Origin of the sequence: Rhodococcus sp. NPDC060086 (genome assembly GCF_042730275.1) — a bacterium.
GTDB lineage: Bacteria > Actinomycetota > Actinomycetes > Mycobacteriales > Mycobacteriaceae > Rhodococcus.
The window spans coordinates 231932-258466 of the sequence record NZ_JBHWWZ010000001.1 but is presented as its reverse complement, the minus strand read 5'-3'; the positions used below and the strand labels follow the sequence as shown (position 1 = coordinate 258466).

At 65.0% G+C, this 26535-nt stretch carries 23 protein-coding genes; 14 read left to right on the top strand and 9 right to left on the bottom strand.

Going from position 1 to position 26535, the window contains the following annotated elements:
• Positions 1–179: 179 nt before the first annotated feature.
• The 6 genes from ACFWB0_RS01240 to ACFWB0_RS01215 all read left to right on the top strand — a co-directional run bounded on the left by ACFWB0_RS01240 (position 180) and on the right by ACFWB0_RS01215 (position 8669).
• Positions 180–2282, top strand: a complete 2103-nt coding sequence (locus ACFWB0_RS01240) for a hydantoinase/oxoprolinase family protein (protein WP_378488581.1) — start codon at positions 180–182, stop codon at positions 2280–2282.
• Entirely contained in the window at positions 2279–4231 is a 1953-nt protein-coding gene (locus tag ACFWB0_RS01235) for a hydantoinase B/oxoprolinase family protein (protein WP_378488580.1), read from the top strand. The genes ACFWB0_RS01240 and ACFWB0_RS01235 overlap by 4 nt, the downstream gene beginning before the upstream one ends.
• Before the next feature lie 3 nt (positions 4232–4234).
• Positions 4235–5065, top strand: a complete 831-nt coding sequence (locus tag ACFWB0_RS01230; protein ID WP_378488579.1) for an NmrA family NAD(P)-binding protein — start codon at positions 4235–4237, stop codon at positions 5063–5065.
• A 78-nt stretch (positions 5066–5143) separates the two neighbouring features.
• The gene (locus tag ACFWB0_RS01225) at positions 5144–5923 is read left to right on the top strand and encodes an enoyl-CoA hydratase (RefSeq protein WP_378488689.1); all 780 of its coding nucleotides are present in this window, start codon (positions 5144–5146) and stop codon (positions 5921–5923) included.
• A 67-nt stretch (positions 5924–5990) separates the two neighbouring features.
• Positions 5991–7502 carry an acyl-CoA synthetase gene (locus ACFWB0_RS01220; protein WP_378488578.1) on the top strand — a complete coding sequence of 504 codons (1512 nt, stop codon included), beginning with the start codon at positions 5991–5993 and terminating at the stop codon, positions 7500–7502.
• 18 nt (positions 7503–7520) lie between these two features.
• Entirely contained in the window at positions 7521–8669 is a 1149-nt protein-coding gene (locus ACFWB0_RS01215; protein WP_378488577.1) for an acyl-CoA dehydrogenase family protein, read from the top strand.
• Positions 8670–8691: 22 nt separating this feature from the next.
• Here ACFWB0_RS01215 and ACFWB0_RS01210 read toward each other — a convergent pair whose 3' ends face one another.
• The 3 genes from ACFWB0_RS01210 to ACFWB0_RS01200 all read right to left on the bottom strand — a co-directional run bounded on the left by ACFWB0_RS01210 (position 8692) and on the right by ACFWB0_RS01200 (position 11011).
• Positions 8692–9531, bottom strand: coding sequence for an SDR family NAD(P)-dependent oxidoreductase (locus ACFWB0_RS01210; RefSeq protein ID WP_378488576.1), 840 nt, complete (start codon positions 9529–9531; stop codon positions 8692–8694).
• Between the two features lie 31 nt (positions 9532–9562).
• Positions 9563–10027, bottom strand: a complete 465-nt coding sequence (locus ACFWB0_RS01205) for a MarR family winged helix-turn-helix transcriptional regulator (protein ID WP_378488575.1) — start codon at positions 10025–10027, stop codon at positions 9563–9565.
• Between the two features lie 78 nt (positions 10028–10105).
• Positions 10106–11011 (bottom strand): DNA-3-methyladenine glycosylase family protein, encoded by a 906-nt coding sequence (locus ACFWB0_RS01200; protein ID WP_378488688.1) that lies wholly within the window; start codon positions 11009–11011, stop codon positions 10106–10108.
• A 91-nt stretch (positions 11012–11102) separates the two neighbouring features.
• Here ACFWB0_RS01200 and ACFWB0_RS01195 point away from each other — a divergent pair, with 91 nt between their 5' ends.
• Positions 11103–11627, top strand: a complete 525-nt coding sequence (locus ACFWB0_RS01195) for a ribonuclease H (protein ID WP_378488574.1) — start codon at positions 11103–11105, stop codon at positions 11625–11627.
• Positions 11628–11666: 39 nt separating this feature from the next.
• On the opposite strand, the gene ACFWB0_RS01190 is transcribed toward ACFWB0_RS01195, so the two are convergent.
• Positions 11667–12422 carry an ABC transporter ATP-binding protein gene (locus ACFWB0_RS01190; protein WP_378488573.1) on the bottom strand — a complete coding sequence of 252 codons (756 nt, stop codon included), beginning with the start codon at positions 12420–12422 and terminating at the stop codon, positions 11667–11669.
• Positions 12423–12505: 83 nt separating this feature from the next.
• On the opposite strand from ACFWB0_RS01190, the gene ACFWB0_RS01185 reads away from it, so the two are divergent.
• The gene (locus ACFWB0_RS01185; RefSeq protein ID WP_378488572.1) at positions 12506–13522 is read left to right on the top strand and encodes an RNA-guided endonuclease InsQ/TnpB family protein; all 1017 of its coding nucleotides are present in this window, start codon (positions 12506–12508) and stop codon (positions 13520–13522) included.
• Here ACFWB0_RS01185 and ACFWB0_RS01180 read toward each other — a convergent pair whose 3' ends face one another.
• The 3 genes from ACFWB0_RS01180 to ACFWB0_RS01170 all read right to left on the bottom strand — a co-directional run bounded on the left by ACFWB0_RS01180 (position 13523) and on the right by ACFWB0_RS01170 (position 16710).
• Positions 13523–14590, bottom strand: coding sequence for an iron chelate uptake ABC transporter family permease subunit (locus ACFWB0_RS01180; RefSeq protein WP_378488687.1), 1068 nt, complete (start codon positions 14588–14590; stop codon positions 13523–13525).
• Positions 14591–14612: 22 nt separating this feature from the next.
• Entirely contained in the window at positions 14613–15593 is a 981-nt protein-coding gene (locus tag ACFWB0_RS01175) for an ABC transporter permease (RefSeq protein ID WP_378488571.1), read from the bottom strand.
• A gap of 109 nt (positions 15594–15702) precedes the next feature.
• Positions 15703–16710, bottom strand: coding sequence for a siderophore ABC transporter substrate-binding protein (locus ACFWB0_RS01170; protein ID WP_378488570.1), 1008 nt, complete (start codon positions 16708–16710; stop codon positions 15703–15705).
• 183 nt (positions 16711–16893) lie between these two features.
• Here ACFWB0_RS01170 and ACFWB0_RS01165 point away from each other — a divergent pair, with 183 nt between their 5' ends.
• The gene (locus ACFWB0_RS01165; protein ID WP_378488569.1) at positions 16894–17769 is read left to right on the top strand and encodes an amidohydrolase family protein; all 876 of its coding nucleotides are present in this window, start codon (positions 16894–16896) and stop codon (positions 17767–17769) included.
• Between the two features lie 82 nt (positions 17770–17851).
• Here ACFWB0_RS01165 and ACFWB0_RS01160 read toward each other — a convergent pair whose 3' ends face one another.
• Positions 17852–19516, bottom strand: a complete 1665-nt coding sequence (locus ACFWB0_RS01160; RefSeq protein ID WP_378488568.1) for a class I adenylate-forming enzyme family protein — start codon at positions 19514–19516, stop codon at positions 17852–17854.
• Positions 19517–19826: 310 nt separating this feature from the next.
• On the opposite strand from ACFWB0_RS01160, the gene ACFWB0_RS01155 reads away from it, so the two are divergent.
• The 5 genes from ACFWB0_RS01155 to ACFWB0_RS01135 all read left to right on the top strand — a co-directional run bounded on the left by ACFWB0_RS01155 (position 19827) and on the right by ACFWB0_RS01135 (position 25370).
• Entirely contained in the window at positions 19827–21200 is a 1374-nt protein-coding gene (locus tag ACFWB0_RS01155; protein ID WP_378488686.1) for an ABC transporter substrate-binding protein, read from the top strand.
• 64 nt (positions 21201–21264) lie between these two features.
• A complete protein-coding gene (locus ACFWB0_RS01150; protein ID WP_378488567.1) occupies positions 21265–23535 on the top strand; it encodes an ABC transporter permease in 2271 nt (756 codons plus the stop codon).
• Positions 23528–24271 (top strand): ABC transporter ATP-binding protein, encoded by a 744-nt coding sequence (locus tag ACFWB0_RS01145; protein ID WP_378488566.1) that lies wholly within the window; start codon positions 23528–23530, stop codon positions 24269–24271. The genes ACFWB0_RS01150 and ACFWB0_RS01145 overlap by 8 nt, the downstream gene beginning before the upstream one ends.
• A 20-nt stretch (positions 24272–24291) precedes the next feature.
• Positions 24292–24996 carry an ABC transporter ATP-binding protein gene (locus ACFWB0_RS01140; RefSeq protein WP_378488685.1) on the top strand — a complete coding sequence of 235 codons (705 nt, stop codon included), beginning with the start codon at positions 24292–24294 and terminating at the stop codon, positions 24994–24996.
• Positions 24993–25370 carry a hypothetical protein gene (locus tag ACFWB0_RS01135; RefSeq protein ID WP_378488565.1) on the top strand — a complete coding sequence of 126 codons (378 nt, stop codon included), beginning with the start codon at positions 24993–24995 and terminating at the stop codon, positions 25368–25370. Before ACFWB0_RS01140 ends, ACFWB0_RS01135 begins: the two co-directional genes overlap by 4 nt.
• Positions 25371–25388: 18 nt before the next feature.
• Here ACFWB0_RS01135 and ACFWB0_RS01130 read toward each other — a convergent pair whose 3' ends face one another.
• A complete protein-coding gene (locus ACFWB0_RS01130; RefSeq protein ID WP_378488564.1) occupies positions 25389–26531 on the bottom strand; it encodes an AI-2E family transporter in 1143 nt (380 codons plus the stop codon).
• Positions 26532–26535: the final 4 nt, after the last annotated feature.

Sequence of the window (26535 nt, the reverse complement as noted above, 5' to 3'; positions counted from 1 at the left end):
CTGCCGGCCCGGGGTGCCGTCGTGTGTGGGGTGCCGTCGTGTGTACAGCGGTCGATGCACGAAGCCCCCAACAAGTGCGAGTGAGTTCGGCGATATGTGACAAAGAAACGGCGTCGCGCAGCGGGTGGAATGTCACCAAGCGTCAAAGAAGAACCGGCGAGACGAACCCAGGAGGAAGTGTGGGATCCAGGAAGATTCGGGTCGGTATCGACACCGGCGGAACATTCACGGACATCGTGGCCGTGGACGACGAGTCGGGTGCGATCGTCACCACGAAGACCCCGTCCACCCCGTCGGACCCCGCGGTGGGCTTTCTCGCCGGTGTCGAGAAGGTGCTCGCGAAGCTCGGCGAGACCGGCGATGCGATCGGGGCCGTCAGTCACGGCACCACCGTCGCAACCAACAAGCTGCTCGAAGGCAAGGTCGGACACCTCGGTTTCATCACCACCGAGGGCTACGAGCACGTGCTCGAGATCGCCCGTCAGTCCGTCCCGGACGGTTACGGTAACTCGTACTTCTGGGTCAAGCCCGACCGCATCGTCCCGGCCGACCGGGTCCGCACGGTGGGTGGACGACTCAACTTCGAGGGCAAAGAGATTCGCTCGCTGAACGAGGACGACGTCCGCGCTGCGGCACGGTTCTTCCGGGAGCGCGAAGTGCTCACCATCGGTGTGTGCCTGATGCACTCGTACGCGAACCCCGAGCACGAGCGCCGCGTCCACGACATCCTCCTCGACGAGTACCCCGAGGCGACGGTGAGCATCTCGAGCGAGGTGCTGCGCGAGTACCGCGAATACGAGCGGTCCATCACGACACTCGTCGATGCTTCCGTCAAGCCCAACATCCGTAGCTATGTCGGCAACATCGCCACCCGTCTGCGGGAGTTCTCCTCGATCGACGGGGAACAGCGCGACATCCCGTTCTACGTGATGAAGTCGAACGGCGGTGTGCTGTCGGCGAAAGAGGTCGTGAATCAGCCGATCACGACGGTGCTGTCGGGGCCGGCGGCAGGCGCACTCGGTGCCGCTCTGATCGCAGGTGTCGCGGGCGTCGACCAGGTGCTCACGTGCGATGGCGGCGGCACGTCGACGGACGTCACCGTGGTCGTCGGCGGAGAGCCTGCTCTCACCACCGAGGGCCGAGTGGGGATGTACCCGTCGAAGATCCCGATGATCGACGTGGTCACCGTCGGTGCCGGTGGCGGTTCGATCGCGTGGATGACCCCCGAAGGCACGCTGCGTGTCGGTCCGCAGTCGGCCGGCGCCGATCCCGGACCGTTGTGCTACGCCAAGGGCGGTGACGAACCGACCATCACCGACGCGCACGTGCTGCTCGGCCGGATCCCCCCGCACCTGCTCGGCGGTGAGATCCCCCTCGACACCGAGCTCGCGCGCAAGGGCGTCGAGGAGCTCGCCCACCGGCTGGGTCTCGAATTCGAGGCATGTGCCACCGGCATCCTCGAAGTATCGGCATGGAACCAGGCGAACGCGTTGCGTCAGGTCACCGTGAAGCGTGGACTCGACGTCCGCGACTTCACGCTGGTGACCTTCGGCGGCTCCGGTTCATTGCTCGCGTGCCGCCTCATCGACATCCTCGGTCTCAAAGATGTTCTCGTCCCACTCAACCCGGGTAACGTCTCCGCATTCGGGCTGCTCACCGTCGACGTCCGCAACGACTACGTGCAGACGCACGTGAGCCGGCACGACCGGCTGCAGGTCACCGAGCTGCAATCCGGACTCGATGCGCTCGCGGTGGAGGCCGAGCGCGCGCTCGCCGACGAAGGTTTCGCTCCCGACGAGCGTCGCTACGCACGCTCGGCAGACCTCCGGTACCTCGGACAGGCCTTCGAGGTGCGCGTACCGCTCGGTGACGGACCCGTCACCCAGGAGTTGATGGACGAGGCTGCGGCACGCTTCCACGAAGCCCACCGCGAACTCTACGGATACGACTTCTGTGGTGACCCGCACCAGCATGTGGAGTGGGTCAATCTTCGGGTGAGCGGCATCGGGCCCATCAAGCGTCCCGAGCTGAAGGAGATCGCCGCGGGTCGCGGCGCCGAGGTCGCTGTCACGGGAACTCGCGACGCCTACTTCGGAGAGTGGGTCACCACCGCGGTGTACGACCGGGCCCTGCTCGGTGCCGGTGACGAATTGAACGGTCCCGCAGTGATCGAGGAGTTCAGCTCCACGATTCCCGTGCACCCCGGATTCCGCGCGCGGATCGACGCTTTCGGAAATATCCGCATCACCAAGACGTCCGACTCGAACGGAGTGAACCGATGACCGCGATCCTCGATGCTGCTGCAGCACAGGCGGCGAAACCCTACCGGCTCACCGAGGCCGGGGGAGCAGCACCCGACCCGGTGCTCGTGGAAATCGTCGCCGGCTACCTCGCGAGTGTCGAGATGGAAGTGGAGACCTCCATCTCGCGGACCTCGCGTTCGCCGATGATCCGCGATGCCCACGACTTCCGCGCGGGAATCCACGACCGGAACCTTCGCAAACTCACGGGCCGTTCGTATTCGGCGCTGGTGCACCCGATCGCGCGGGATTTCCCGCTCGACACCATGAAGCCGGGCGACGTCTTCTTCCACAACGACGTCTACCTCTCCGAAGGTGGCATCGGCCACCTGCCGGATCTGTGCGTCACGGTGCCGGTGTTCGCGACCCGGCCCGGCGACACCGAGCCGAAGGTCGTTGCCTTCGTGCAGGCGTTCGGCCATCACGACGACATCGGCGGATGCTGCCCGGGATCGATGCCGTCGGGTGCCACCACGGTGTTCGAGGAGGGCCTGATGGTTCCGCCGATCAAGTTGTGGGACCAGGGTGTTCCCAACGAGGCGGCCTTGCGCATCATGACCCGCAACTCGCGGATGCCCGACGCCCTCGCCGCGGATCTCGACGCCGAGTGCTCGGCCTGTCTCATGGGGGCACGTCGTCTCACAGAACTGTTCGAGCGGTACGGCGTCGAAACCGTCGAATCATGCTTCGACGCAATGATGGACGCCACCACGGAGACCTACCGTCGCGAGATCCTCAGTAAGATCCCGAAGGGCGAATACACCTGGGAGGACTACGCCGAGCACGACGGTGTGGACGAGCCCATGCTGCATGTCCAGCGGATCACTCTGACGAAGACGGGCCCGGAGGACGAGGGCGGGGAACGCCTGATCCTCGACTTCAACGGCACCGGCCCGCAGGCGAAGGGGCCGATCAACCACTGCGGCGACTACGCGGACGGCAACTTCCTGATCAAGTGGCTGGCGCCGATCCTCCGCAACCTGGCGGACACCCCGGAACGCATGGCCGAACTCGACGTCAACGAGGGCGTCGTGCCGTTGATCGAGATGAAGTTCCCCGAAAAGGGCACGCTCATCACGCCGATCTTCCCGGCGCCCACCAACGCCCGCACATTCGTGATTCTGCGTCTGCTCGGTGTACTGGCAGGTGTGGTCGCGAAGGCCGTCGACGGCAACATGCCCGCCGACCAGGAAACCATCCGCTACACCGGTGTGTACGGTGAGGACTTCGAGGGGCACTCGTACCTCATGCGCGAGGTGCTGGGCGGCGGCTCGGGCGGCAGGCACTATGCGGACGGCGAGGACACCATCCACGTGGTGCCCGACTCCCGCAATCTGCCGACGGAGTTCACCGAGAGCCGGTTCCCGTTCATCGTCGAAAAGCTGGGTCTTGCCGTCGATTCCGGTGGAGCAGGTCGCTACCGCGGTGGTCTCGGATACGAGAAGCACATCCGGATGCTCAAGGACGGGCACTTCATGTCCATCGCCGACCGGTCGATCCTGGCATGCTGGGGCGTCAAGGGCGGCAAGGCCGGACGGCCGTTCTCCGTCGTGCTGAATCCGGGTGGTCCCGACGAACGCGAGTTCGACGCACTCACCGATGCCGAACCCATCAAGGCGGGCGAAGTCGTCCGGATTCGCACGACCGGCGGCGGTGGCTGGGGCGACCCGCTCGACCGTCCCGTCGACGAGGTGGTGCGAGACGTACTGTGGCGCAAGGTGTCCGTAGGCGGAGCCCGTACCGATTACGGTGTCGTCCTGAAGGATGCGCCGGCCGATTCGCCGGTCGCGGATGTCGAAGCGACCGAGGTGTTGCGCGAGCGGATGCGATCGGAGCGTGCTCCGGAAGAGCCGTTCTTCGATCGAGGACCCGGTTACGAAAGATTGTCCGGTGGAGCGAAGTTCGCCGAGTACGACTTCATCGGCAACTGACTCGTGGGTGCCTTCACGTCCGGCGGCGCTGATCTTGCAGTGATCGGCGCCGCCGGGAAGACGGGGGCCGCCGTCGTGGCAGCGCTCGAGAAGAAGGCTTCTGTTCGCCGGGTGGTACATACCGCCCGGCGGGCGGACGATCGCGCCGTCGACCTCGAGACCGGTGCCGGCCTGCGGGAGGCCCTGTCGGGATGCCGGGGCGTGTACTTCATCGCGCCCAACGTGCACCCCGACGAGCCCGCGCTACTGCGCCGGGTGCTCGCCGCTGCTACCGAGGGGGGCGTCGACCACGTCGTCTATCACTCCGTCGCGTGGCCGTACACACCCGACATGCCGCACCATCTCGACAAGGCACGGTGTGAGGACGAGCTGCACAGGTACGGCGGTGTGCGATGGACGGTGTTGCAACCCTGCGCGTACGCGGAGAATTTTGCCGCCGTACTCGACGGCTCGGTGAACACACTCGCGGTGCCGTACGACCCGGATGCCGTGTTCTCGTTCGTGGGCCTGGCGGATGTCGCGGAGGCCGCCGCCCGTGTCCTGATCGAGGGTGCGGACATCCACCACGGTGCGACGTACGAGCTCGGAGGGCCGGAGGAGCTCAGCGTTCGGCAGTTGTGCCGTCGGGCGCCTGGGTCCGTGGTGGTCGGGCAGGTGCCGGTGGCCGACTGGATGGACCGCCACGGGGGCGACCTCACCGTCGATGCGCGTGCACGCCTGGCTGCGATGTTCGACTTCTACGATCGGCACGGATTCGTCGCCGGAAGCACACAGCTACGTGCGCTCCTGGGCCGCCGTCCTGTCGGAGTCACCGATCTGGTCGGCGCGATGTGAGGGCGTCTGCCGTCTGCGTCGTGTAGGAAAGGGACTGTGACGGATCACCACGCGAACGGCCGCTCCGCCGACGAGTCCCTGCCCGCGTCCGTACTCATCGCGGTCGCCGAGTCCTCCAACATCGGTGTGCTCACCCTCAATCGCCCCGAGCAGCGGAATCCGCTCTCGGTGGCAACCATGCGCGAGGTGACACTGGGGCTGCGGGCGTTGTCCGCAGAAGCCGCGGTTCGGGTGATCGTGATCCGGGCCGAGGGGCCGGTGTTCTCGGCGGGCCACAACCTGCGGGAGATGATCGGTCGCACCCTGGAGGAAGAGCGGGCAGTTTTCGACACCTGCACCGAGATGATGCAGACGGTGCAGTCGATCCCGCAGCCGGTGATCGCCTCGGTGCAGGGCACGGCGGTCGCTGCCGGATGTCAGCTGGTCGCGGCGTGCGATCTCGCGGTGGCGTCGTCCGCTGCGGTGTTCGGTACGCCGGGTGTGAAGATCGGCCTGTTCTGCTCGACGCCGATGGTTGCGGTGAGCCGGGCAATCGGACGCAAACGTGCGCTGCAGATGCTGCTCACGGGCGAGACGATCGACGCGCACACTGCAGCCGACTGGGGTCTGGTGAACTTCGTCGTCGACCCGGACGAGCTGGAGATCGAGACGACGGCACTGGCCGCGAAAATCGTCGGCGCCTCGCCCGCGACAGTGAAGATCGGCAAGGAAGCGTTCTACCGGCAGATCGATCTTCCTCAGGACCAGGCGTATGAAGCGATGGGCGAGACGATGGCCCAGAACGCGATGATCTGCGACGCGCAGGAAGGCATGAGCGCGTTCGTGGAGAAACGCGCGCCGGTGTGGCAGGGGCGGTGAGGGACTTCCTACCTCGATCGACCGCTGGATCTGGACCGATTGTTGGACGTCCTATAACCTCGTCGACATGAGTCCCGACCCTCGTTCCAGCACTGTCGATGCCATCATCCGACGCTCTGCCGGACGCTTCCCCGATCGTGCCGCATTGCGGTTCGAGAACCGCACGGTCACCTACCGCGAGCTCGACGACGCGGTGTCGCGCGCAGCCGCGCACCTGCTGACGCTCGGGCTCGATACCGGAGACCGGGTCGCTGCGTACGGCACCAACTCCGATGCCTACGTGATCGGCTACCTCGCAGCCGCGCGTGCCGGCCTGGTGCATGTGCCGATCAACTACGCACTGCGCGGTGAAGAGTTGAGTTACCTCCTCGGGCAGTCGGGTGCGCGAGCAATTCTCGTCGATCCCGCGCTGCGCGAGAACGTCGACCAGGTGCTCTCCGTGGTCCCCACCGAGACCGTCCTCGCTCTGCGCGACACGGACGACTCGCTCCTCGCGCTCGCCACCACGGGCGATGTCCCCGTCGTCGAGGCGGAGGTGGCCGACACCGACCTGGCGCAACTCCTCTACACCTCCGGTACCACGTCGAAGCCCAAGGGCGCCATGATGACTCATCGGGCGCTCGTGTTCGAGTACACGTCGTCGATAGTCGCGCTCGATCTCGCGCCCGACGACAATCCCCTCATCTGCATGCCGCTGTACCATTCGGCGGCGATGCACGTGTTCATGCTGCCGTACCTCGCGATCGGGGCTACGGTCCGGCTGTTGCCTGCACCCGACATTCCGGGGATCCTGCGCATGATCGAGGAGGAGTCCGTCGGATCGCTGTTCCTCGCGCCCACGGTGTGGGTGCCGCTCGCCAACCACCCCGATCTCGATACCCGAGACCTGTCGTCGCTACGCAAGGCCCAGTACGGTGCGTCGATCATGCCGGTGACGGTGCTCAACCGACTGCGTGAGCGCTATCCCGACCTGGCGTTCTACAACTGCTTCGGCCAGTCGGAGATCGGCCCGCTCGCGTGCGTGCTGCGCCCCGAGGAACATGAGGCAAGGCCGTCGTCGTGCGGTAAGACGATCCTGTTCGTCGAAACCCGTGTCGTCGACACCGAAGGCAACGACGTACCGGACGGCGAACCCGGTGAGGTGCTGTACCGGTCGCCGCAGCTGTGCCTCGGCTACTGGGAGAATCCCGATGCCACCGCGGAAGCGTTCCGCGACGGCTGGTTCCACTCGGGCGATCTCGTCACGCGCGACGCTCAGGGGTACATCACGGTCGTCGACCGCATCAAGGACGTCATCAATACCGGCGGAATTCTGGTTGCTTCCCGAGAAGTCGAGGATTCGATCTACACGCACAGTGCGGTCGCCGAGGTAGCGGTGATCGGCACTCCGGACGAGAAATGGATCGAGGCCGTCACCGCGGTCGTGGTGCGCAAGGACGGCGAGACCGTCACCGAGAGTGAACTCATCGATCACGTGAAGCAGCGCCTCGCGCCGTTCAAGGTGCCCAAGGCCGTGCGGTTCGTCGACACGCTGCCGCGGAATCAGAGCGGCAAGCTCCTCAAGCGTGAACTCCGTTAGAAAAAGAGGACTTTCATCATGAACAAGCACGTTCCCTCGTGGTACGACGACGAAGTGAGCGCCGTCCACGAACTCGCGAGCGACTTCTTCGAGCGCGAGATCATGGGCCATGCCGAGAAGTGGGACGCGCAGCGCCGCATCGACCGCGAGGTGTGGTCGAAGGCAGGCAAGTTGGGTCTGCTGTTGTGCTCGGTGCCCGAGGAATACGGCGGTGGCGGAGGCACATTCGCGCATGATCTTGCGGTGTTCGAAGCACAGGGCTACTCCGGCGACCTCGCGTTCGGGGTCTCGGTGCACAGCGGCATCGTCGCGCACTACATCCTCGAATACGGCACCGAAGAACAGAAGAAGACGTGGCTGCCGGGAATGGCCACCGGTGAGATCCTCGGTGCGATCGGTATGACCGAGCCGACCGCCGGATCCGACCTCAAGGCGATCAAGACCAGCGCGATCCGCGACGGCGACCACTACGTCGTCAACGGCAGCAAGACGTTCATCACCAACGGCGCGTCGGCCGACGTCATCGTGCTCGCCGTCAAGACCGATCCGAAGGCGGGCGCCAAAGGCGTGTCGCTGCTGATCGTCGACCTTCGCGACTGTGACGGCTTCGAGGTCGGCCGCGTACTCGACAAGGTCGGCCAGCACGCGGCGGACACTTCGGAGTTGTCGTTCGTCGACGTCCGGGTGCCGGTGTCGAACCTGCTCGGTGAATCGGAGGGTCTCGGATTCGGTCAGCTCATGGCTCAACTCGTGCAGGAGCGTCTCATCATCGGCGCGCAGGCCGCGGGTGCGATGGAACGCGCCGTCGAGGAAACCGTTCGTTACACCAAGGCGCGGGAGGCATTCGGGCACAGTCTGTTCGAATTCCAGAACACCGCCTTCGAGCTCGCCGAGTGTCAGACCATCGCGCGCACCAGCCGGGTGTTCCTCGACTACTGCATCGAGAAGCACCTGCACGGCACGCTGGACGCGTCCGACGCCGCGATGGTCAAGTACTGGCTCACCGACAAGCAGTGCGAAGTGATCGACCGGTGCGTGCAGTTGCACGGCGGCTACGGGTACATGCGCGAGTACCTGATCGCGCGGATGTACGAGGATGCACGCGTCCAGCGGATCTACGCGGGGGCGAACGAAGTGATGAAATCCCTTATCGCCCGGTCGCTGTAGGGATCCGGAGGGTCTGACTTCGTCACCCGTCCACGAATACGTTCGGCTGGTCGTCGTGGACGCCGGTGAACATTTCGGTCGGAGTCAGGGGCCGCGAGGCCGCCGTGGGCATGATCCCTTCGCGGTGAGCGAGGTGGGTCATGCTTTCGAGCCGGCCGGAGTAACCGGTGGGCTGATCGAGCATCCAGAGGATGCCCTCGGCGGCCTCGGAGCTCGGTGCGAAGTCGCTGTGGTCGACGTCCGGCAGGTTGGCCAGAGTGCCTTCGGATGCGACCGGGGAGTCGATGCGGAAGCAGTTGGCGGCGATGTTGTCTACCGCGAGCTGGCGGGCGAGATCGACTGTCATCCGCTCCAGACCCACCTTGGCGATGCCGTAGGACATCAGTCCGGGCACCGGCTTCAGGGCGGCCAGTGAGGACACGTTGAGGATGCGGCCTTCGCCGGCCGCGCGCAGGTGCGGTATGGCATGGCGGATCGCGATCAGCGGTGCGTCGAGGTCGATCGCCATCACGAGGTCGTGGCGGCGCAGCGGGATGTCGACGTCGCCGACGAAGGTGACCCCGGCGTTGTTGACGAGCACATCGAGTCGACCGAGTTCGGCGACGGTCTGTTCGACCATGGCGCCGACCTGCTCGCGGTCCGACAGGTCGACCGGCACGGCGATCGCTGTGCCACCTCGGGCGCGGATCGTGTCGACGATGTCGTCGAGCGTGCCGGGTGTGCGTCGGGGGTTGTTTCGCGTGGACCGGGCTGCGCATGCCACCGCGTACCCGGCGTCGGCCAGAGCGATGGCGGTGGCCGCGCCGACTCCTCGGCTGGCGCCGGTGACGAGGGCGACCTTGGTCAGAATATTATTCTCCATGAAGAGAACTATACTTCTGGGAATGCTCGGTTCAAGACCGAACGGATCGGGTGTGGTGCTCCGCCAGCTTGCTCAGCATCACAGTGAGCTGCGCGCGCTCGTCCGCATCCAGCGGGGCGAACGCCTCGTCCTGCACCACGGCAAGTGTCCGCTCGAGGCCGAACAGCCGATTCCGCCCTCGGCGGGTGAGGCTGATGATGTTCCGGCGCCGGTCGCTCGGGTCGGGGTCACGCTCGACGAAATGCCGGTCGACGAGTGCGTCGACGACGGCCACGACGTCGCTGCGATCGAGACCACACCGGCGCCCCAGATCGACCTGGCTGGACGGCCCGTACTCGTCCAGCGCGGCGAGCACTCGGTAATGGTGCCCGCGGGCATCGGCAGCGTCGAGCCGGTCGAACACGACGCGGTGGACGTGCCGCGCTGCCTGGCTCAGCAGGAAACTGGGCAGATGCTCGAGTCGGGCCGGACCGGTCGGGGCATCGGTGGCGGGCATGGACGGAGTCTACGGTCGGGCGCATCCAGGAAGCGAGTTCCGGCAGATGGCGCTCCTGAGGCCGGGACTCGTACCTCTTCAGTGACCGCGGTGATCGGTGATCGGTGTGCGTGGTCCGCGCTTCGGAACCTGTGAGTATCCACCGGATGCGACGATCAACCGGACCGCTCGATAGCGATGGGGGCGTAGCGGTTCGAGGTACTCGACCATCCCCGCGTCGTCGAGGGGTCTGCCGAGCAGCGACCGGCCGACCACGTTCGCCAGGTGGTAGTCGCCCACGGACAGGGCGTCGGCGTCGCCGAACGCGCGCTGTGCGACCTCGGCCGCAGTCCACTCCCCGATGCCCGGCAGTGTCCGCAGCTTCCGCTGGGCTTCGTCCGGGGTGTCGTCGCACAAACGCTCGAGACGGTCGGCGAGCTGTGCGGACCGCACGATCGTGCGGGCACGGGACGGATCGACGTTCGCCTTGTGGAACTCCCACGACGGGATGCGACGCCACACCTGAGCGCTCGGCGGCACGCGCATACCTGCCGGTGCGGGTCCGGGCGCGGGGTCGCCGAAACGTGTGACGAGGCGGCGCCACGATGCGAATGCCGCGACGCCGTGTACTCGTTGCTCGAGCACGGCGGGCACGAGCGATTCGAGGACACGGCTGGTACGCGTGATCCGCAGTGCCGGGAATCGCCGGTGGGCCTCGACGAGCACGGGATGCTCGGGTGCGAAGCCGGACGGGTCGTCTCGTGCGCCGAGGAGTGCGGGTAGTTGCTCGTGCAGTTCTGCCGAGCCCTGGCCCCACAGCCGGGCGTGCACTCCGTTCGGGCCGTCCTGGGTCAGGCGGTAGGTCACCGGACCGGACTCCATCCGAGACACCCGCCACACGGCGGCGCCGTCGGTGCGGTGACATGGATCCCACCCGCCACGCTGGAGAGGCCGAAGCGTCGACACGAGGTCGACGGGCCATGGCACTCTTATACGGGTGTCCATCTCGAATGTGGACGTGGGCACCGAATCACCGTACGCCCGTGAACGAAACTCGGGTTTAGACGGTGTCGGAGGGAAAGGCTATGGTTCGCGCATGATCATCGTGAGCACCGACGGATCCTGCTTGCGCAATCCCGGTGGCGCTATCGGGTGGGCGTGGGTCAATCACGAAGGCCCCAGCGCGTCGGGTGGTGATCGCTCCGGTACCAATCAGATCGCGGAGCTGCGGGCGCTGCTCGAAGCGCTCCGTGCTCATCCAGGACCGGACCCGTTGCTCATCGAATCCGATTCCCAGTACGCGATCAAGTGTGCGTCCGAGTGGCTGCCCGGCTGGAAACGCAAGGGTTGGAAGACTGCGTCGGGTGCCCCCGTGAAGAACCTCGAGCTGGTTCGCGACATCGACCGCGAAATCGCCGAGCGCACGGGCCCCGTGAGGTTCCGCTGGGTGCGGGGGCACGTCGGTAACCACTTCAACGAGGTCGCCGACAAGCTTGCCGGTGAAGCGGCACGTGAGGCCGCCGCGCTGCCCGGCCCTATCGAGGTCCCGAAGGTCGCGCCCGCGGTGGTCAAGCCCAAGAAGACTTCGCCCGCCGCCGACGCCGAAATGACCTTGTTCTGAGTCGGTAGTACAGCTCTGTGTCGGTAGTACAGCGCTGCGTCAGTAGTAGACGGCGAGGCGTCCGTTCGGCCCGTCGACGCAAGTGACGGGGGTATCGAACACTCGCGTGAGCACGTCGTCCACCAAAATCTCGTCGGGGGTTCCGAACTCCACGACCTTGCCGTCCTTCATGGCGCAGATCCGGTCGGCGTAGTGGCCGGCGAAGTTGATGTCGTGGAGCACGATGACCACGGTGCGCCCGAGCTCGACCGCGACTTTGTGGAGGTGCTGCATCATCTGGACCGAGTGCTTCATGTCCAGGTTGTTCAGCGGTTCGTCGAGCAGGATGTAGTCGGTGTCCTGGCACAGCACCATGGCCACGTAGGCGCGCTGCCGCTGCCCGCCGGAGAGCTGATCCAGGTAGCGGTGTTCGAGGTCGGTGAGTCCGAAGAACTCGATGGCCTGGGTGATGGCCTCCTCGTCCTTGCGGGTGAGGCGGCCCTTCGAGTGCGGGAAGCGACCGAAGCCGACGAGCTGACGAACCGTCAACCGGGTGACGAAATGGTTCTCCTGGCGGAGCACCGAGACGATCTTCGCGAGATCTTTCGACTTGGTGCTCGAAACGTCGTAGCCGGCGATCTCGATGGTTCCGGCGTCGGCACCGAGCAACCGTCCCACGATCGTCAGCATCGTCGACTTGCCTGCGCCATTGGGCCCGACCAGGGCGGTGATGCCGCCTTTGGGGATGGTGAGGTCGATCTCGCCAATCGTGACCGTGCTGCTGTACTCCTTACAGAGTCCTTTGATCTCGATCACAGGGACCTCGCGAGGATGCCCCGTCGTTCACGGCGGGCAGGAATGGCGTTCGACATGTCGGACCCTTCTGTTGTCATGAGGAGATGAGGACCGCATACAAGGTCCGGGCCTACCCGGACCCCGAACAGTCGGCGCTGCTGCGCCGCACATTCGGCTGCGTGCGCGTCGTGTGGAACAAGACCCTCGCCGACCGGCAACGCCGGTACACCACCGAGCAGAAATCGACCTCGTACAAGGAAACCGACGCCACGCTGTCCGAGTGGAAGAAAACCGAGGAGCTTGCGTTCCTCGGCGAGGTGTCCTCGGTGCCGCTTCAGCAGACGCTGCGCCACCAGCACACCGCGTTCCAATCGTTCTTCAAGGGCACCGCCAAGTACCCACGGTTCAAGAACCGGCATTCTCGCCAGTCCGCGCACTACACACGCTCCGCGTTCCGCATCAAAACGGACGGGCTGTGGCCGGCGAAGACCACCGCGCTGCTGCGGGTGGCGTGGTCTTGGCCGGACATCGACCTTGCCACGCTCGACCCGACAATGGTGGTTGTCTCCCGCGAGGCGGACGGCCGGTGGTTCGTGACGTTCGCCGTCGACACGACCGATCCCGCCCCGCTGCCCGAGACCGGCGAATCGGTCGGCGTCGACCTCGGCATCAAGGACTTCGCGGCGCGGTTCGACACGATTGCCGTCGAAGACCTCGCCCCGCGCAACATGGTCCGCAACCGCCGGTTGGCGAAGTCGATCAGCGAATGCGGGTGGGGTGAGTTCCGGTCGATGCTCGAGTACAAGGCCGAGCGGGCCGGACGCCGGTTCGTGGTGATCGACCGCTGGTATCCCAGCTCGAAGACGTGCAGTGCGTGCGGGCATCTGCTCGCCGTGCTGTCCCTCGGGACACGCCACTGGACGTGCCCCGACTGCGGCACCCGGCACGACCGGGACATCAACGCCGCGAAGAACATCCTCGTCGCCGCCGGGCTGGCGGAGGCACCAAACGCCTGCGGAGGCGATGTCAGACGGCACGGGTCCTCCCGTCCGCAATCGCCGGTGAAACAGGAACTCCCGGATGTGAGTCCGAGAGTCCCCGTCCTTCAGGGCGGGGAGTAGTCAAAGTCTGCCCTTCCGGAGGATCACGTAGAGGAACACCGAGCCGCCGACGGCCTCGATGATGATGGAGACGGCACCTTCGGCGTAGAAGATGTTCTTCAGGACGAAGTAGGCACCGCCGAGGATGACGAACCCGGTGAGGATCGCGACCGGGAACACGAAGCGGTGATCGTGCGTGGCTGCGAACTGGTAGGCGAGGGTCGCCACGAGGAAGCCGAGGAAGGTCATGGGGCCCACGAGCGCCGTGGTGGTGGCCATGAGGACCGACACCAGGAACAGAATGAGCATGATCTCGCGGCGGTGGTTCAGGCCGAGGTTCGTGGTCATGTCCTTACCGAGCGCGACGATGTCGAGCCGGCGGGATCGCCACCACAGCGTCCCCGCAGACGCGATGCAGAGCGGGATCGCCAACGGCAGGTAGGACGCATCCGCATTGGACACCGACCCGAACAGTTTGGCGGTGAGGATGTCGAACTCGCTGGGGGTGAGCATGCGCTGCATGAAGGTGGCCACGGAGCCGAGGCCGCCACCGAGGACGATGCCGACCAGGAGCATCACCTGCATGTTCCCGTACTTGCCGGAGAGCAACCATCCGTAGAGCATCAGCGAGAAGCCGACCATCAGGACGAGCATGAGGGCGAACTGCGGCACCCCTTGGAACGTCGTCACTCCGACCGCGCCGAGGAAGAAGATGGCGGCGGTCTGGATCGCGACGTAGAGCGCCTCGAAACCCATGATGGAGGGTGTGATGATGCGGTTGTTCGTCGCCGACTGGAACGACACCGTCGCGACGGCCTGACACACGACGACGATGGCGATCACGACGAGGTTGGTCGCGCGCATCTGCGTGATCCGCCAGAATCCCGCCGTCCCGAAGGGCGCCGGGTTGTTCCAGGTCACGATCCCCACGGCGACGACAACGGACAGCAGAACCAGGGCCCCGACGAGGATCCAGTAGCGACGCTGTTGGCGTGCGGTGGCAAATGCTCCGGAGCCCGTGTGCTCGGTCTTCACGGCAGTGGTGGGCGCTGGCTCGACGGCCGTATCCGGCAGAGTCTTCTCGAGCATGGTCTTCTCAGGAAGCGTCGTATCAGGCATTGCGGCGGCTCCGGAGAAGCAGGGTGATGAACACGACGGAGCCCACGACTCCGAGGATGAGGGATACCGGTACTTCGAACGGCATGATGATCGTTCGGCCGATCAGGTCGCAGACGGTCACGATGGCGATGCCGAGCAGGCACACCCACGGGAGGTTGCTGCGTAGGTCGTCGCCACGGAACATCGAGACGATGTTGGGGACGATGAGCCCGAGGAAGGGAAGGGCGCCCACCACGACGGTCACGACTCCGGTAGAGATGGCGATGAGGCCGGTTCCCAGAAGAATGATGCGGTTGTAGTTCAGGCCGACATTCGTGGCCACGTCCTCGCCGAGTCCCGCGACCGTGAGTCGGTCGGCGACGACGAATACCAGCACCGCGACGATCGCAACGATCCAGAGGGCTTCGTACTGGCCCTTGACGATGGACGTGAAGCTTCCGGCGAACCAGATGCCCAGGCTCTGAAGTTTGTCGGTGGACAGAGCGATGTATGTGGTGATGGAGCCGACGACAGCGCCGAGCATGATGCCGACGATGGGAACGATCAGCGACGACGACAGCTGCACTCGCCGTAGGAACATGAAGAAGATCATCGTTCCGATGAAAGCGGCGACGATCGCGCCGATCATCCGGGGCATGAGGCCGGCGGTGGGGAAGACGATCATCATGATCAGCAGACCGAGTCCGGCCCACTCGGTGGTGCCGGTCGTGGTCGGCTCCACGAAACGGTTCTGCGTGAGCAACTGCATGACGAGACCGGACATCGCCATCGCGGCGCCGGCGAGGACCAGCGCGATCGTGCGGGGGATGCGGGTGATGCTGAACATCTCCCAGCCGAATTCGCCGCCGAAGATGTCGAACACACCGGTGAACAGTGATATGACCAGCAGGACTCCGACCCCGAGGAATCCCAGTAGGAGCTTCCAGTCGAACAGCTTCTCCCCGGTCCGGGGAGATTGGGTCTGAGTGCTCATGTCACCGTCGTTCTCACTCGTGAATAACGCCTGCCGTGGGCTCGGCCTGATGGCCGGGCCCACGGCGATCGACGCTGTGCGTCAGGTACTCACTTCGCTCGCGCGAAGATCAGTTGTTCGCTTCGCCCTGTGTGTTCTGCTTTTCGAGCAGATCCGCGAGGGAGTTGAAGAACTCCGTGTAGGTCTGGATGCTCTCGTTGGTGTAGGTGTCGGTGGGCAGGTAGATGATGTTGCCCTCCTGGACCGCCGCCACATTCTGCAGCGCCTGGGACTGCTCGATCACCGTGGTGGCAGGGATGTAGTCGGGTCCGCCACCGGTCGAGGTTCCGCCGTCGCGGTCCATGATGATGATCAGGCCCGGGTTGGAGGCTGCGATGGCCTCGACGGAGATGTCGTCGCCCTGATGGTCGTCGGTTCCCTCGGGAACGTCGAGAGCGGGGGTCAGGCCGAAGATGTCGAACATGGGGCCGATGGTGCGGCCGGTGCTCGGGGCGACGTACCCGATCTGGCCACCGGACACGATGAGGCCCATCACCGACTGGTCGGGGGAGTATGCGGCCTGCACGCGGGCGATGGATTCGTCGAACGCATCGCTGAGAGCCTGTGCTTCGGTTTCCTTGTCGAAGATCTCGCCGAGAACCGTGACGCCGCGCTTGAGTTCGGCGTCGAAGGACTCGCCGTCGCGCGGGGAAACCTCGACGATGGCGGCGTCCGGTGCGAGGTCCTGGAACTGTTCGCGGAACTGGGCGAACCGTCCGCCGTTGATGATCAGGTCCGGATCTGCGGCGACGATGGCTTCGAGGTTGGGCTCACGATGCGAGCCCAGGTCGATGATGCTCTCGTCCTCCGTGTAGGAGATCGTGTTCGGCATGAGGGTGACCGCGCCTGCGGCGAGCGGGATACCCCACGTGTCGAGAGTCTCGAACGTGCTGTTGTCGGTGGCGACGACGGATTGCGGCGGCACTGTGACCGTCTGGGGGCCGAAGTTGTCCTCGACGGTGACAGTGGCGGCGGTGTCGTCGGTCGCCTCGGTGGCGGGGTCGCTCGAACATGCCGTCAGGGCCAGGGCAGCCAGGGTGCCGAGGACGGCACCTCGGTACAGGCGGGATGCGTTCATCAAATTTCCTCGCTGCTTGCTTACAAAGGGGTGGGTATGCCGTTTAGGACACCCTATAAAACGGTTAGCATAACCTAAGCCAGAGGGATTTCTAGGATCGGGTCGGATACCGCTCTGAACTCGGGTTTTCCCGTCGGCATCGGTGCGCAGACGGACGTCGATCGGCCCCGGTACGGTCGCTGTGTGAACGAGATCGAACAGATTGCGCAGTTCCGTCGGCGTCACGGCATCGATGAGCTCATCGATGTCCACACGCATTTCATGCCGAAGAACGTGATGGACAAGGTCTGGGAGTACTTCGACACCGCGGGGCCGCTCGTCGGACGGACCTGGCCCATCACCTACCGGCACACCGAAGAGGAACGCGTCGAGCGCCTGCGCGCGTTCGGGGTCCGGTACTTCACGTCGATGCTCTATCCGCATCGGCCGGAAATGGCGGCGTGGCTCAATGCATGGTCGGCCGATTTCGCCGCCCGCACCCCGGACTGCCTGCACACCGCGACGTTCTATCCCGAGGCGGGCGCGGCGTCCTACGTGTCCGATGCGATCTCGTCCGGTGCAGTGGTGTTCAAATCCCACATCCAGGTCGGCGACTACACGCCACTCGATCCACAGCTGAAAGATGTGTGGGGACTACTCGAGGACGCGGGCCTGCCGATCGTCGTGCACTGCGGGTCGGGGCCCGCTCCCGGAACACACACCGGCCCCGGGCCGATGGCCGAACTCATGCGCCGGTATCCGAATCTGACGGTGATCGTGGCGCACATGGGTATGCCGGAGTACGAGGCTTTCCTCGACCTCGCGGACGAGTACCCACGCGTGTACCTCGACACCACGATGGCGTTCACCGACTTCGTCGAAGCGGATATGCCGTTCCCCGAGGCGGCATTGCCCAGGCTCGACGCCCTCCGGTCGAGGATTCTTCTCGGCAGCGATTTCCCCAACATCCCGTACGGCTACCTCCACCAGCTCGAGGCGGTCGAACGGTTCGCGCCGGATTCAGCGTGGGTGCGCGAGGTGTGCCACCACAACGCGGCTGCGTTGTTCGGGCTGGGATAGCGCACCCCGGCGTGTGCTGCAGAAAAAGGCAGATACACACCTTCTGAAGGTGTGTATCTGCCTTTTTCGGTTGTGACTATCGTCAGACCGCGAGATCGCGCCGGATGATCTTGCCGGTCGCGTTGCGCGGCAGAAGATCCTGAGTGATCTTCCAGGTCTTCGGGATCTTGTAGTAGGAGAGACGCTCCTTCAGGAAGTCCCGAAGATCGTCTTCGGTCGCCCCACCGCCGGGTCGCAACACCACCACTGCCGCGACTTCCTGCCCGAGGTCTTCGTCCGCGACACCGATGACCGCGCACTCCTGGACATCGGGATGCTCGTCGAGTGCCTGCTCGATCTCGGTGGGGTACACGTTCTCGCCGCCCCGCAGGATCAGATCGGAACGCCGGCCGGTCAACCGGAGGCGACCGTTCTGGAGGACTGCGTAGTCGCCGGTGCGCAACCATCCGTCGGAGGTGATCGCGGCGTCGGTGGCCGCGTCGTTCTCCCAGTAGCCGAGCATCACGAACGGGCTGCGAACGCAGATCTCGCCTTCGACGCCGTCGGCCACCTTCTCGCCGAACGGGTCGCGGATCTCCATGCTCACCGTGAGAATCGGGTTGCCGAGGGTGCCGGGGAAGGCTTCGAGTTCGGGTGCGGTCGCCACAGCGATCGCGGTGCTGCACTCGGTCAGGCCGTAGCTGTCCACCAGCGCCTGCTGGGCAAAGGGGAACTTCTCCTGCAGTCGCTTCTTGAACGCCGGCGACGACGGTGCGGACGCCAGCGCGAACGCACTCAGCGACGACAGGTCGTACTTGTCGGTGCCCTCGTGCTCGAGCATGCGCGACGCCATGGTCGGGACGGCGCCCCAGTTGGTGACCTTCTCACGGTCGATCAAGGTGAACACCTTGTCGACGTCGAAGGCGCCCTCGGTCATGACGAGCGCGCTGCCGGTGGCGAGCCGGGGAACGGCGAGGTTGTGCAGGCTGGCGATGTGGAACAGCGGCGAGGTCAACAGGTAACGAAGGTCGCTCGGCGCGGAGTCGTCGTACTGGCGCCCGTACATCGTTGCCATCATCGCATCGTTGAACCGGTGGTAGTCGATGACGGCGAGCAGGTTCCGCTGGGAGTGCACAGCACCCTTGGGGCGTCCGCTGGTGCCGCTGGTGAACAGGATGACGGCGGGATCGTCCTCGGCGACGTCGGTGATCGGGAGCTCGGCGCCGGACGCTGCGGACACGATCCGCGGCACATCCTCTTCCATCGAGAGCACATCGAACCCGGACACCTCGGCCGTGGCGAGCAGCGCGGCACGCTTGGCGTCGGCCACGATCACCTTCGGCTTCACCAGGTCGACGCCGTACGCGATCTCTGCGGGCACCCACCACGAGTTGAGCCCGACGCTGATCGCACCGAGGGACTGCGTCGCCCAGAAGGTGATGATCCATTCCGGCGAATTGGCGGCAAGGATCGCGACCCGGTCGCCCTTGCCCACGCCGTGTTCGTCGCGCAGGGTCGTGGCCAGGGCAGCCACCGCGTCGGCGTGCTGCGCGAAGGAGATACGTCGGTCGGCCGTGACGATGTAGTCGCGGTCGCCCCACGCCTTCGATGCAGCGATGACGTCGCCGACACGCCGATCGCGATTGACCATTACGGGCATGGCGTTCCCGCGAACCTCCTCCACAGCGATCTCGAACCGTCCGCCGGGGCCTGTCAGTTGGGATACGACCTTCTGCAGCATCTGTTGGACGTCAGCTGGTGCTGTCACTTCGATCGCCTTTCTTCGGTGTCGCCGAGGGGTACTTCACTCATTGCCGCGCGACGATCTCACGCCGGGTCCCCAGTATGGCGTGACCGTTACCACTGACCGGGAGTGCGCTGTGGTGGCGATCACGCCCAAGTCTCACTCACCGGGAGTCCGAGATGTCCGTTGCACGGCGCTGGCTACTTTCTCGGCACCCCGATATGCCGCCGCGAGGTCCGATTCCCTCGCCGTCCTCGGCGCGCTCGAGACGAAGGAGCTTCTCATCGTGAAACGCAGTACTGCTTCGAAGCTGGTGGCCGGCCTGGCCGCCACCATGGCGGTGACCACGGCCTGTGCAACGGATCGCGGTTCGGATCCGTCTCTTGCCGGGCTCGCTCCGGCCGCCGCCGCGGAGGCGGCCGCCGCTCCGACCGATGTGAAGTTCGGAACCCTCGAGTCGCCCTGCGGTGCAGGCGATGCCGCCGGGGGAACGGACCAGGGCGTCACCGACACCGAGATCAGGATCGGCTACGGCGACGACAGCGGCTACACCAAGAGCCCGGGCCTGAACAAGGAAATGGGCGACGCTGTCGCGGCCATGATCGATTGGTGCAACGACCAGGGGGGCATCAACGGACGCACGATCGTCGGCACCCGCTACGACGCAGCGATGACGCAGGCGAACGCCGTCACGCAGAACGCGTGTACGTCCGAGTTCATGCTGGTCGGTCACGGCTTCGCCATGGACCAGACCTCCGAGCAGACGCGTGTCGCCTGCAACCTCGTGTCCGTCCCCGGGTTCACCGTGTCGCCCGACGCGGCGAACGGGCCCATGACCTTCCAGGGCGTTCCGTTCCCGGTCGACCACGCGAACGGGTCGCAGTGGTTCCAGATGGCGGAGATGCACCCCGAGCTCGTCGGGGAGTTCGACATCGTCGACAGCACGATGCCGACGATCATCTCGGCGAACACCAAGACCCGCTCGATCGCCGAAGCAGCCGGATTCACGCTCAAGAACTGCGGCGTCACCCTCAACTACGAAGGCGAATCGAGCTACGTCCCGTTCGCCGAGAAGTTCAAGCAATGCGACGTCAAGGGCCTGTGGACATCTCGCTCGCCGGTGCCCGCCGAGTTCAACTTCGTCAAGGCACTCGACCAGGTCGGTATCGATCCGATCATTCTCGGTGAGGCCACCTGGTATGCCAACGCCGTGCCCGCGTGGAACGGTGAGAACGGCCTGCTCGACAACCTGCATGCCGGCATGACCTTCCAGATGCTGGAGAACAGTGACTCGATCCCGGCCGTGAAGCAGTACGTCGACCTCGTCACCGAAGCGGGTGGCAAGACCGCGTTGCTCGGAATGCAGGCCACGTCGTCGTTCCTGCTGTGGGCGACTGCCGCGAAGGACTGTGGCTCCGACCTGACCCGGCAGTGCATGGTGAACGAACTCTCGCAGGTCCACGAATGGGACGGCGGCGGACTGCATGCCGTCACCGACCCGGGCGCCAACATGCCGGCCAAGTGCGGGCTGATGGTGACGGTGAAGGGTACGGAGTACTCGCAGGCGTTCCCCGCCGAGACGGGCGAGTTCAAGTGCGACGACAAGTACCTCGTCGCGACCGATGCGAGCACGTGGGGCACCGAACTGGGCCCCGACCGCATCTCCACGAAATTCCTGAACCCGAACGTCATCAGGCCGACCGCCTGATCCCTTCGACCGGTGTCGGCGGACGCACCTGCGACCGCCGACACCCTCGACCAGAGGTACTTGCATGGATACCTTCCTGACCTTCACGATCGTGGGGTTGGTGCTCGGTTCGGTGTATGCCATCGCCGCATCGGGCCTCGTTCTCACCTACAACACGTCGGGCATCTTCAACTTCGCGCACGGCGCGCAGGCCATGCTGGGCGCATTCGTCTACTGGCAGCTGCGTTACGGCTGGGGCCTGCCCACCCCGGTGGCGCTCATCCTCACGCTCGGCGTGCTCGGGCCGATGATGGGACTGCTGCTCTACGTCGTGATCATGCGCGGCATGCGCGACACCGCGGAAGTCACCAAGATCGTCGTCACGGTCTCGATCCTGCTCGGCATGCTGTCCGTCTCGCACTGGTTCTGGCATCCGGAGCAGGCCAGGACGATGACGATGTTCTTCGGCGACCGGAACGGCATCGATATATTCGGCGTCGGGATCCGCTATCACGAACTGATCTGCATCGCGGTCGCCATACTCATCGCGGTGGGGCTGCGCGTGATGTTCACCAGGACCCGCGCGGGCGTCGCGATGCGCGGCGTCGTGGACGACCCGGACCTGTTGCGGCTCAACGGGCACGACCCCGACCGGCTCGCAGCCCTGTCGTGGATGATGGGGTCGACGCTCGCGGTGCTGGCCGGGATCCTCGTGACACCGATCAACGGCGGCACCCTCGAAGCGAACATGTTGACGTTGCTGGTCATCGATGCGTTTGCCGCCGCGATGTTCGGTCGGCTGCGCAGCATTCCCCGTACCTTCGCAGGGGCGCTCTTCCTCGGCTTGACGGCCACCTACGTGCTCGCATACTTCCCGACCGCGTGGACATGGACGTCGAATCTGCGTGTGTCGCTGCCGATGATCGCGTTGTTCGTCGTCCTGATCGTGCTTCCTCAGGATCGTCTGCGCGGCGCGGTGACCCGCACCCGCGAGCGCTATCATGTGCCGTCGGTGCGTAAGGCCGTGGCGTGGGCGGTGGCGTTGGTGGTCATCGTCTACGCGATCCGACTGCTGATGGTGACCTCGGCGGTCACCACACTGACCATCGGTATGACCTTCGCGATCATCGCGTTGTCGTTGACGCTGCTCACCGGGTACGCGGGTGAGATGAACCTGGCGCCGGTGTCGTTCGGGGCGATCTCCACGATCGTCGCGTTCCACTTCGGGATCTCCGGTGCCGGACTCGCCGCGCACCTGAACCTGTGGGGTGTGGCGCTCGGTGTCGCTGTGACAGCCGTGATCGGCGGGCTGATCGCACTGCCTGCACTGCGGCTCCGCGGTCTGTATCTGGCGTTGGCCACCATGGCGTTCGGTGTGTTCCTGTCGAACATGGTGTTGCGCGACACCACGACGCGCGAACTCTTCGGTATCGAGTTCTCCATCTTCACCGACGCAAACATCGCAATTCCGCCGCTGAAGGTCGGGCCACTGGATCTGAGCAACGAGACCGTGTTCCTCATGACCATGACGGTCGTGTTCGCTGTGCTCGGCGTCGGCATCATCGCTCTGCGCAACAGCGGCTACGGACGACGACTGGCCGCGATGAAGGACAGCCCCGCGGCATCGGCGATGCTCGGACAGAGTCTCGTGCGACTCAAGCTCGGAGTGTTCATGCTGTCGTCCGGCATCGCGGGGCTCGGCGGCCTGTTCATGGCGAGTGCGATGGGTTCGGTGTCCGCTGAGAGCTTCTCGATCATGGTGAGCCTGTCGCTGCTTATGCTCACGGTCGTCGCGGGCATCGGGTACGTGTCGGGTGCGCTGTTCGGTGGCATCATGTCGGGTATCGGTTTCGCAGTCATCATGACCTCGTTCGCGAATCTTGCTGCAGCGCAACCGGGTCACGCCGACATGTGGACGCTCTTCGGCCATATTGCTGCGGTGAGCCCGGCGCTGATCGGTATCGGAGTTGCGGCCAACCCCAGTGGCAGTGTCCATCAGATGGTCGAAGGCTACCGTCATCTCGCGAACGCGAAGCCGGTGCTGATCGGTGGAGCTGCGGTGGTGCTGGTGTCCTACCTCCTTGCGCTCGGAGGCATTCTGGACAACTGGTGGTTCGCATCGATCACCATCGCGACGGTGTTCATGCTTCCCGTCATGGGGCAGTGGCTGATGCCGGAGGCGGTGCTCGGAGCCGAGGAAGCGAAGCGGCGCGCGCCGCTGGTACCGGAGCGCGTGGGTCTCGACGTCCCCTACAGCGATCAGGTGCGCGACGAGATCGACCGGGAACTCGGTATCGCCGAGTACCTGGCGACCCCTCCCGTCCGGACCGACAAGGAGCTGGTCACCAATGGCTGACACACCGATTCTCGAAACACGGGATATCACGGTTCAATTCGGTGGTCACAAGGCAGTCAAAGATGTGAGCATCGGGATATCGAACGGAACCATCACAGGGCTGATCGGCCCGAACGGTGCCGGGAAGACCACCTTGTTCAACACCATCACCGGTTTGCAGAAACCGACGGCAGGCACGGTGTTCCTCGACGGTCGCGATATCACGTCGACCCCGCCGTACAAGCGGGCGCGTCGTGGCCTCGCGCGGACCTTCCAGCGTCTCGAACTGTTCGTGTCGTTGTCGGTGCGCGACAATCTGCGCGTGGCAGGCGACATTCACAATGCCAACAGTCGTGCACGCATCGATGTGGAAGCCGAGACCGACCGGTTGCTCGAACTGACCGGCCTGGCGGATATCGCGGGCAAGGATGTTTCGGATATCCCCACCGGGCGTGCTCGTGTGGTGGAGGTGGCGCGAGCGCTCATGACCTCTCCGAGGGTCCTGTTGCTCGACGAGCCGGCATCCGGGCAGACGGAGCAGGAAACCGAGGAATTCTCGGCTCTGCTCAGCGGTCTCGCCGACGGGGGGCTCGCGATCTGCCTTGTCGAACACGACATTCCGCTGGTCATGAAGATCTGCTCGACGATTCACGTCCTGGACTACGGTGCGATTCTCGCCAGCGGAGTTCCGGACGAGATCAAGAACGACCAGACGGTGATCAATGCGTATATCGGAACCGAGGAGGAAGCGGTATGAGTACCGAGTCTCCGCTCGACATGAAAACCGAGTTTCTGCTCGAGTTGGTGGATGTGCGTGCAGCATACGGGTCGATCGAGGTTCTGCACGGCGTCGACCTCGCGGTGGCGCCGGGCGCGGTCGTGGCGTTGCTCGGCCCCAACGGCGGCGGTAAGACGACGACGCTGAAGGTGTGTTCCGGTATCCATCCGGTGACCTCGGGGGAGTTCCGACTGGCCGGTCGCGTCGTCAACGGTGCGTCTGCAGCAGAGTTGGCGCGTCTGGGAGTGTGCTCGATCCCGGAAGGGCGGGGTGTGTTCCCCAACCTGACGGTGCGGGAGAACCTGTGGATTGCCACGGGCACCGGCGTTTCGCTGGCCGAGCTCGAAGACGTCGCCTACACGCGATTCCCGATTCTCGGTGAGCGACGCACCCAGCTGGCCGGGTCCATGTCGGGTGGTGAGCAACAGATGCTCGCTCTGTCGCGGGCGTTGGGCACCAATCCGACCGTGTTGTTGCTCGACGAACTTTCGATGGGGCTGGCGCCGCGTATCGTCTCCCAGATCTACGACATCGTGGGTGAGCTTGCTGCCGAGGGGGTCTCGATTCTCGTCGCGGAACAGTTCGCGAGGGCAGTGCTTCCCATCGCCACCAGTGCCGGACTCATGTTGCAGGGGCGAGTGGTTCGTACCGGTGATCCGGCGGAGATCGAAGAAGCACTGTCCACCAGTTACCTAGGAGGTTGACCATGACTCTCGTCGACGAACGACGTGAACAGTTCAAGAAGGATGTGGCCGCATTGGGGCTCGACTCGGCCAGTGCGGGCTCCGGCGGAGGCAAAGGACGGATCATCGGCCTGACGCTGATGATCGTCGGCGCCGTTGCGGCATTCGTGATCTACATTGCGTCGCTGACGCTGTCGGATACGCGGGACCTGATGTCGTATCAGCTGCTGAGCATCGGATTCATCGCGCTCACGCTGATCGGCGGGTTCGTCTATCTCGCGGCCGCGGTCACCCGGGTGCTGAGCTTATGGCTCGTGCGGCAACTGCTCGAAAACAACGCTCAGGCGGAAAAGGTGGAGAAGGTGGACGAGGCACTCGCGCCGACGACTGCCTGACGAGGTGGACGGCACCGGTCAGCCCGGGGCCTCGACGTGACGCTCCTGTTGTTCGGCTGCGTCGTCGAGGATCCCGGGCTCTTCGGTGTCGGGGGACGAATCGCCGATCAAGGCGTCGACCCACCGGGTGGACTGGTCGATGTCGATGAGAAGCGCTTTCACGAGCAGCGTCAACGGCACGGCCAGTAGCGCTCCCAGAGCCCCCAGTACCCACGACCAGAACACCAGCGACAGGAATGTCACCGTGACGCTCAATCCGACTGCGTCACCGACGAACTTCGGTTGGATGATCGACTGGATCACGAAGTTGATGACGCTGTAGACGGCGATCACCCAGACCATGAGCGCCGGTCCACCCTCGAGCAAGGCGAGAAGTGCGGGCGGAACGAGTCCGATGATGAAGCCGACGTTCGGGATGTAGTTGGTGATGAACGACAGCAGCGCCCAGAGGATGGGGAGTGGTACACCCAGCAACAACAGCGCGACACCGTCGAAGACCGCGACGATGAGGCCGAAGACCGTGGACACGATCAGGTACTTGCGTGTTCCACCGACGAAAGCCGAGAGAGCGTAGGAGATGTCGGGTCGCAGCCGGTCGATGACGCGCATGCGACGCCTGATGGTGCTTCCGTCGACCGCCATGAAGAGCAGCAGAGCCATGATGAAGACGAGGTTCGAGACCACGCCGAGGAGTCCGGCAAGCAGCCCATCGAGGAAGCTGACGAGCTTCCCGAGATCGAGGCTGCCCAGCGTGGTGGCGATGCGATCGTCGCCGACTCCGGCGCTACTCAACTGCGCATGAACTCCGTCGAGCAGGTTGTTCAAGCTGTCCGTGTACTGCGGTAGCTCTGTGGCCAGTTGCGCGACCGACAGCAGGAGTGCGCCGATCAATCCGAGCAGGATCGCGTAGACGGCCGCCAGGGCGGCGAGCATCCCCGCCCACGCGGGAATGCCCCGCCGCTGCGCCCATGTCTGGATCGGCTGCACCGCGATGGTGAGCATCAAAGCCAGAAAGAGTGGAGCGAGCAGGCCTGACAGCGCCCTTGCCCCGGCAACCGCGACGACGGTGGCTGCCAGGGAAAGGAGGACGATCAAACCACGAGGAATCGTCCAAGGGAGCGGTGCCGATTCTGTGTTCACAGGTGTGTATCGGGAGCCCATCCGG

What these genes read in the sequence shown, in the direction of transcription:
- ACFWB0_RS01235 (WP_378488580.1), top strand. Translation starts at nt 2,279, where the DNA reads ATGACCGCGATCCTCGATGCTGCTGCAGCACAGGCGGCGAAACCCTAC.
- ACFWB0_RS01220 (WP_378488578.1), top strand. Translation starts at nt 5,991, where the DNA reads ATGAGTCCCGACCCTCGTTCCAGCACTGTCGATGCCATCATCCGACGC.
- ACFWB0_RS01215 (WP_378488577.1), top strand. Translation starts at nt 7,521, where the DNA reads ATGAACAAGCACGTTCCCTCGTGGTACGACGACGAAGTGAGCGCCGTC.
- ACFWB0_RS01210 (WP_378488576.1), bottom strand. Translation starts at nt 9,531, where the DNA reads ATGGAGAATAATATTCTGACCAAGGTCGCCCTCGTCACCGGCGCCAGC.
- ACFWB0_RS01205 (WP_378488575.1), bottom strand. Translation starts at nt 10,027, where the DNA reads ATGCCCGCCACCGATGCCCCGACCGGTCCGGCCCGACTCGAGCATCTG.
- ACFWB0_RS01200 (WP_378488688.1), bottom strand. Translation starts at nt 11,011, where the DNA reads ATGGACACCCGTATAAGAGTGCCATGGCCCGTCGACCTCGTGTCGACG.
- ACFWB0_RS01195 (WP_378488574.1), top strand. Translation starts at nt 11,103, where the DNA reads ATGATCATCGTGAGCACCGACGGATCCTGCTTGCGCAATCCCGGTGGC.
- ACFWB0_RS01185 (WP_378488572.1), top strand. Translation starts at nt 12,506, where the DNA reads ATGAGGACCGCATACAAGGTCCGGGCCTACCCGGACCCCGAACAGTCG.
- ACFWB0_RS01180 (WP_378488687.1), bottom strand. Translation starts at nt 14,590, where the DNA reads ATGCTCGAGAAGACTCTGCCGGATACGGCCGTCGAGCCAGCGCCCACC.
- ACFWB0_RS01175 (WP_378488571.1), bottom strand. Translation starts at nt 15,593, where the DNA reads ATGAGCACTCAGACCCAATCTCCCCGGACCGGGGAGAAGCTGTTCGAC.
- ACFWB0_RS01170 (WP_378488570.1), bottom strand. Translation starts at nt 16,710, where the DNA reads ATGAACGCATCCCGCCTGTACCGAGGTGCCGTCCTCGGCACCCTGGCT.
- ACFWB0_RS01155 (WP_378488686.1), top strand. Translation starts at nt 19,827, where the DNA reads ATGGCGGTGACCACGGCCTGTGCAACGGATCGCGGTTCGGATCCGTCT.
- ACFWB0_RS01150 (WP_378488567.1), top strand. Translation starts at nt 21,265, where the DNA reads ATGGATACCTTCCTGACCTTCACGATCGTGGGGTTGGTGCTCGGTTCG.
- ACFWB0_RS01145 (WP_378488566.1), top strand. Translation starts at nt 23,528, where the DNA reads ATGGCTGACACACCGATTCTCGAAACACGGGATATCACGGTTCAATTC.
- ACFWB0_RS01140 (WP_378488685.1), top strand. Translation starts at nt 24,292, where the DNA reads ATGAAAACCGAGTTTCTGCTCGAGTTGGTGGATGTGCGTGCAGCATAC.
- ACFWB0_RS01130 (WP_378488564.1), bottom strand. Translation starts at nt 26,531, where the DNA reads ATGGGCTCCCGATACACACCTGTGAACACAGAATCGGCACCGCTCCCT.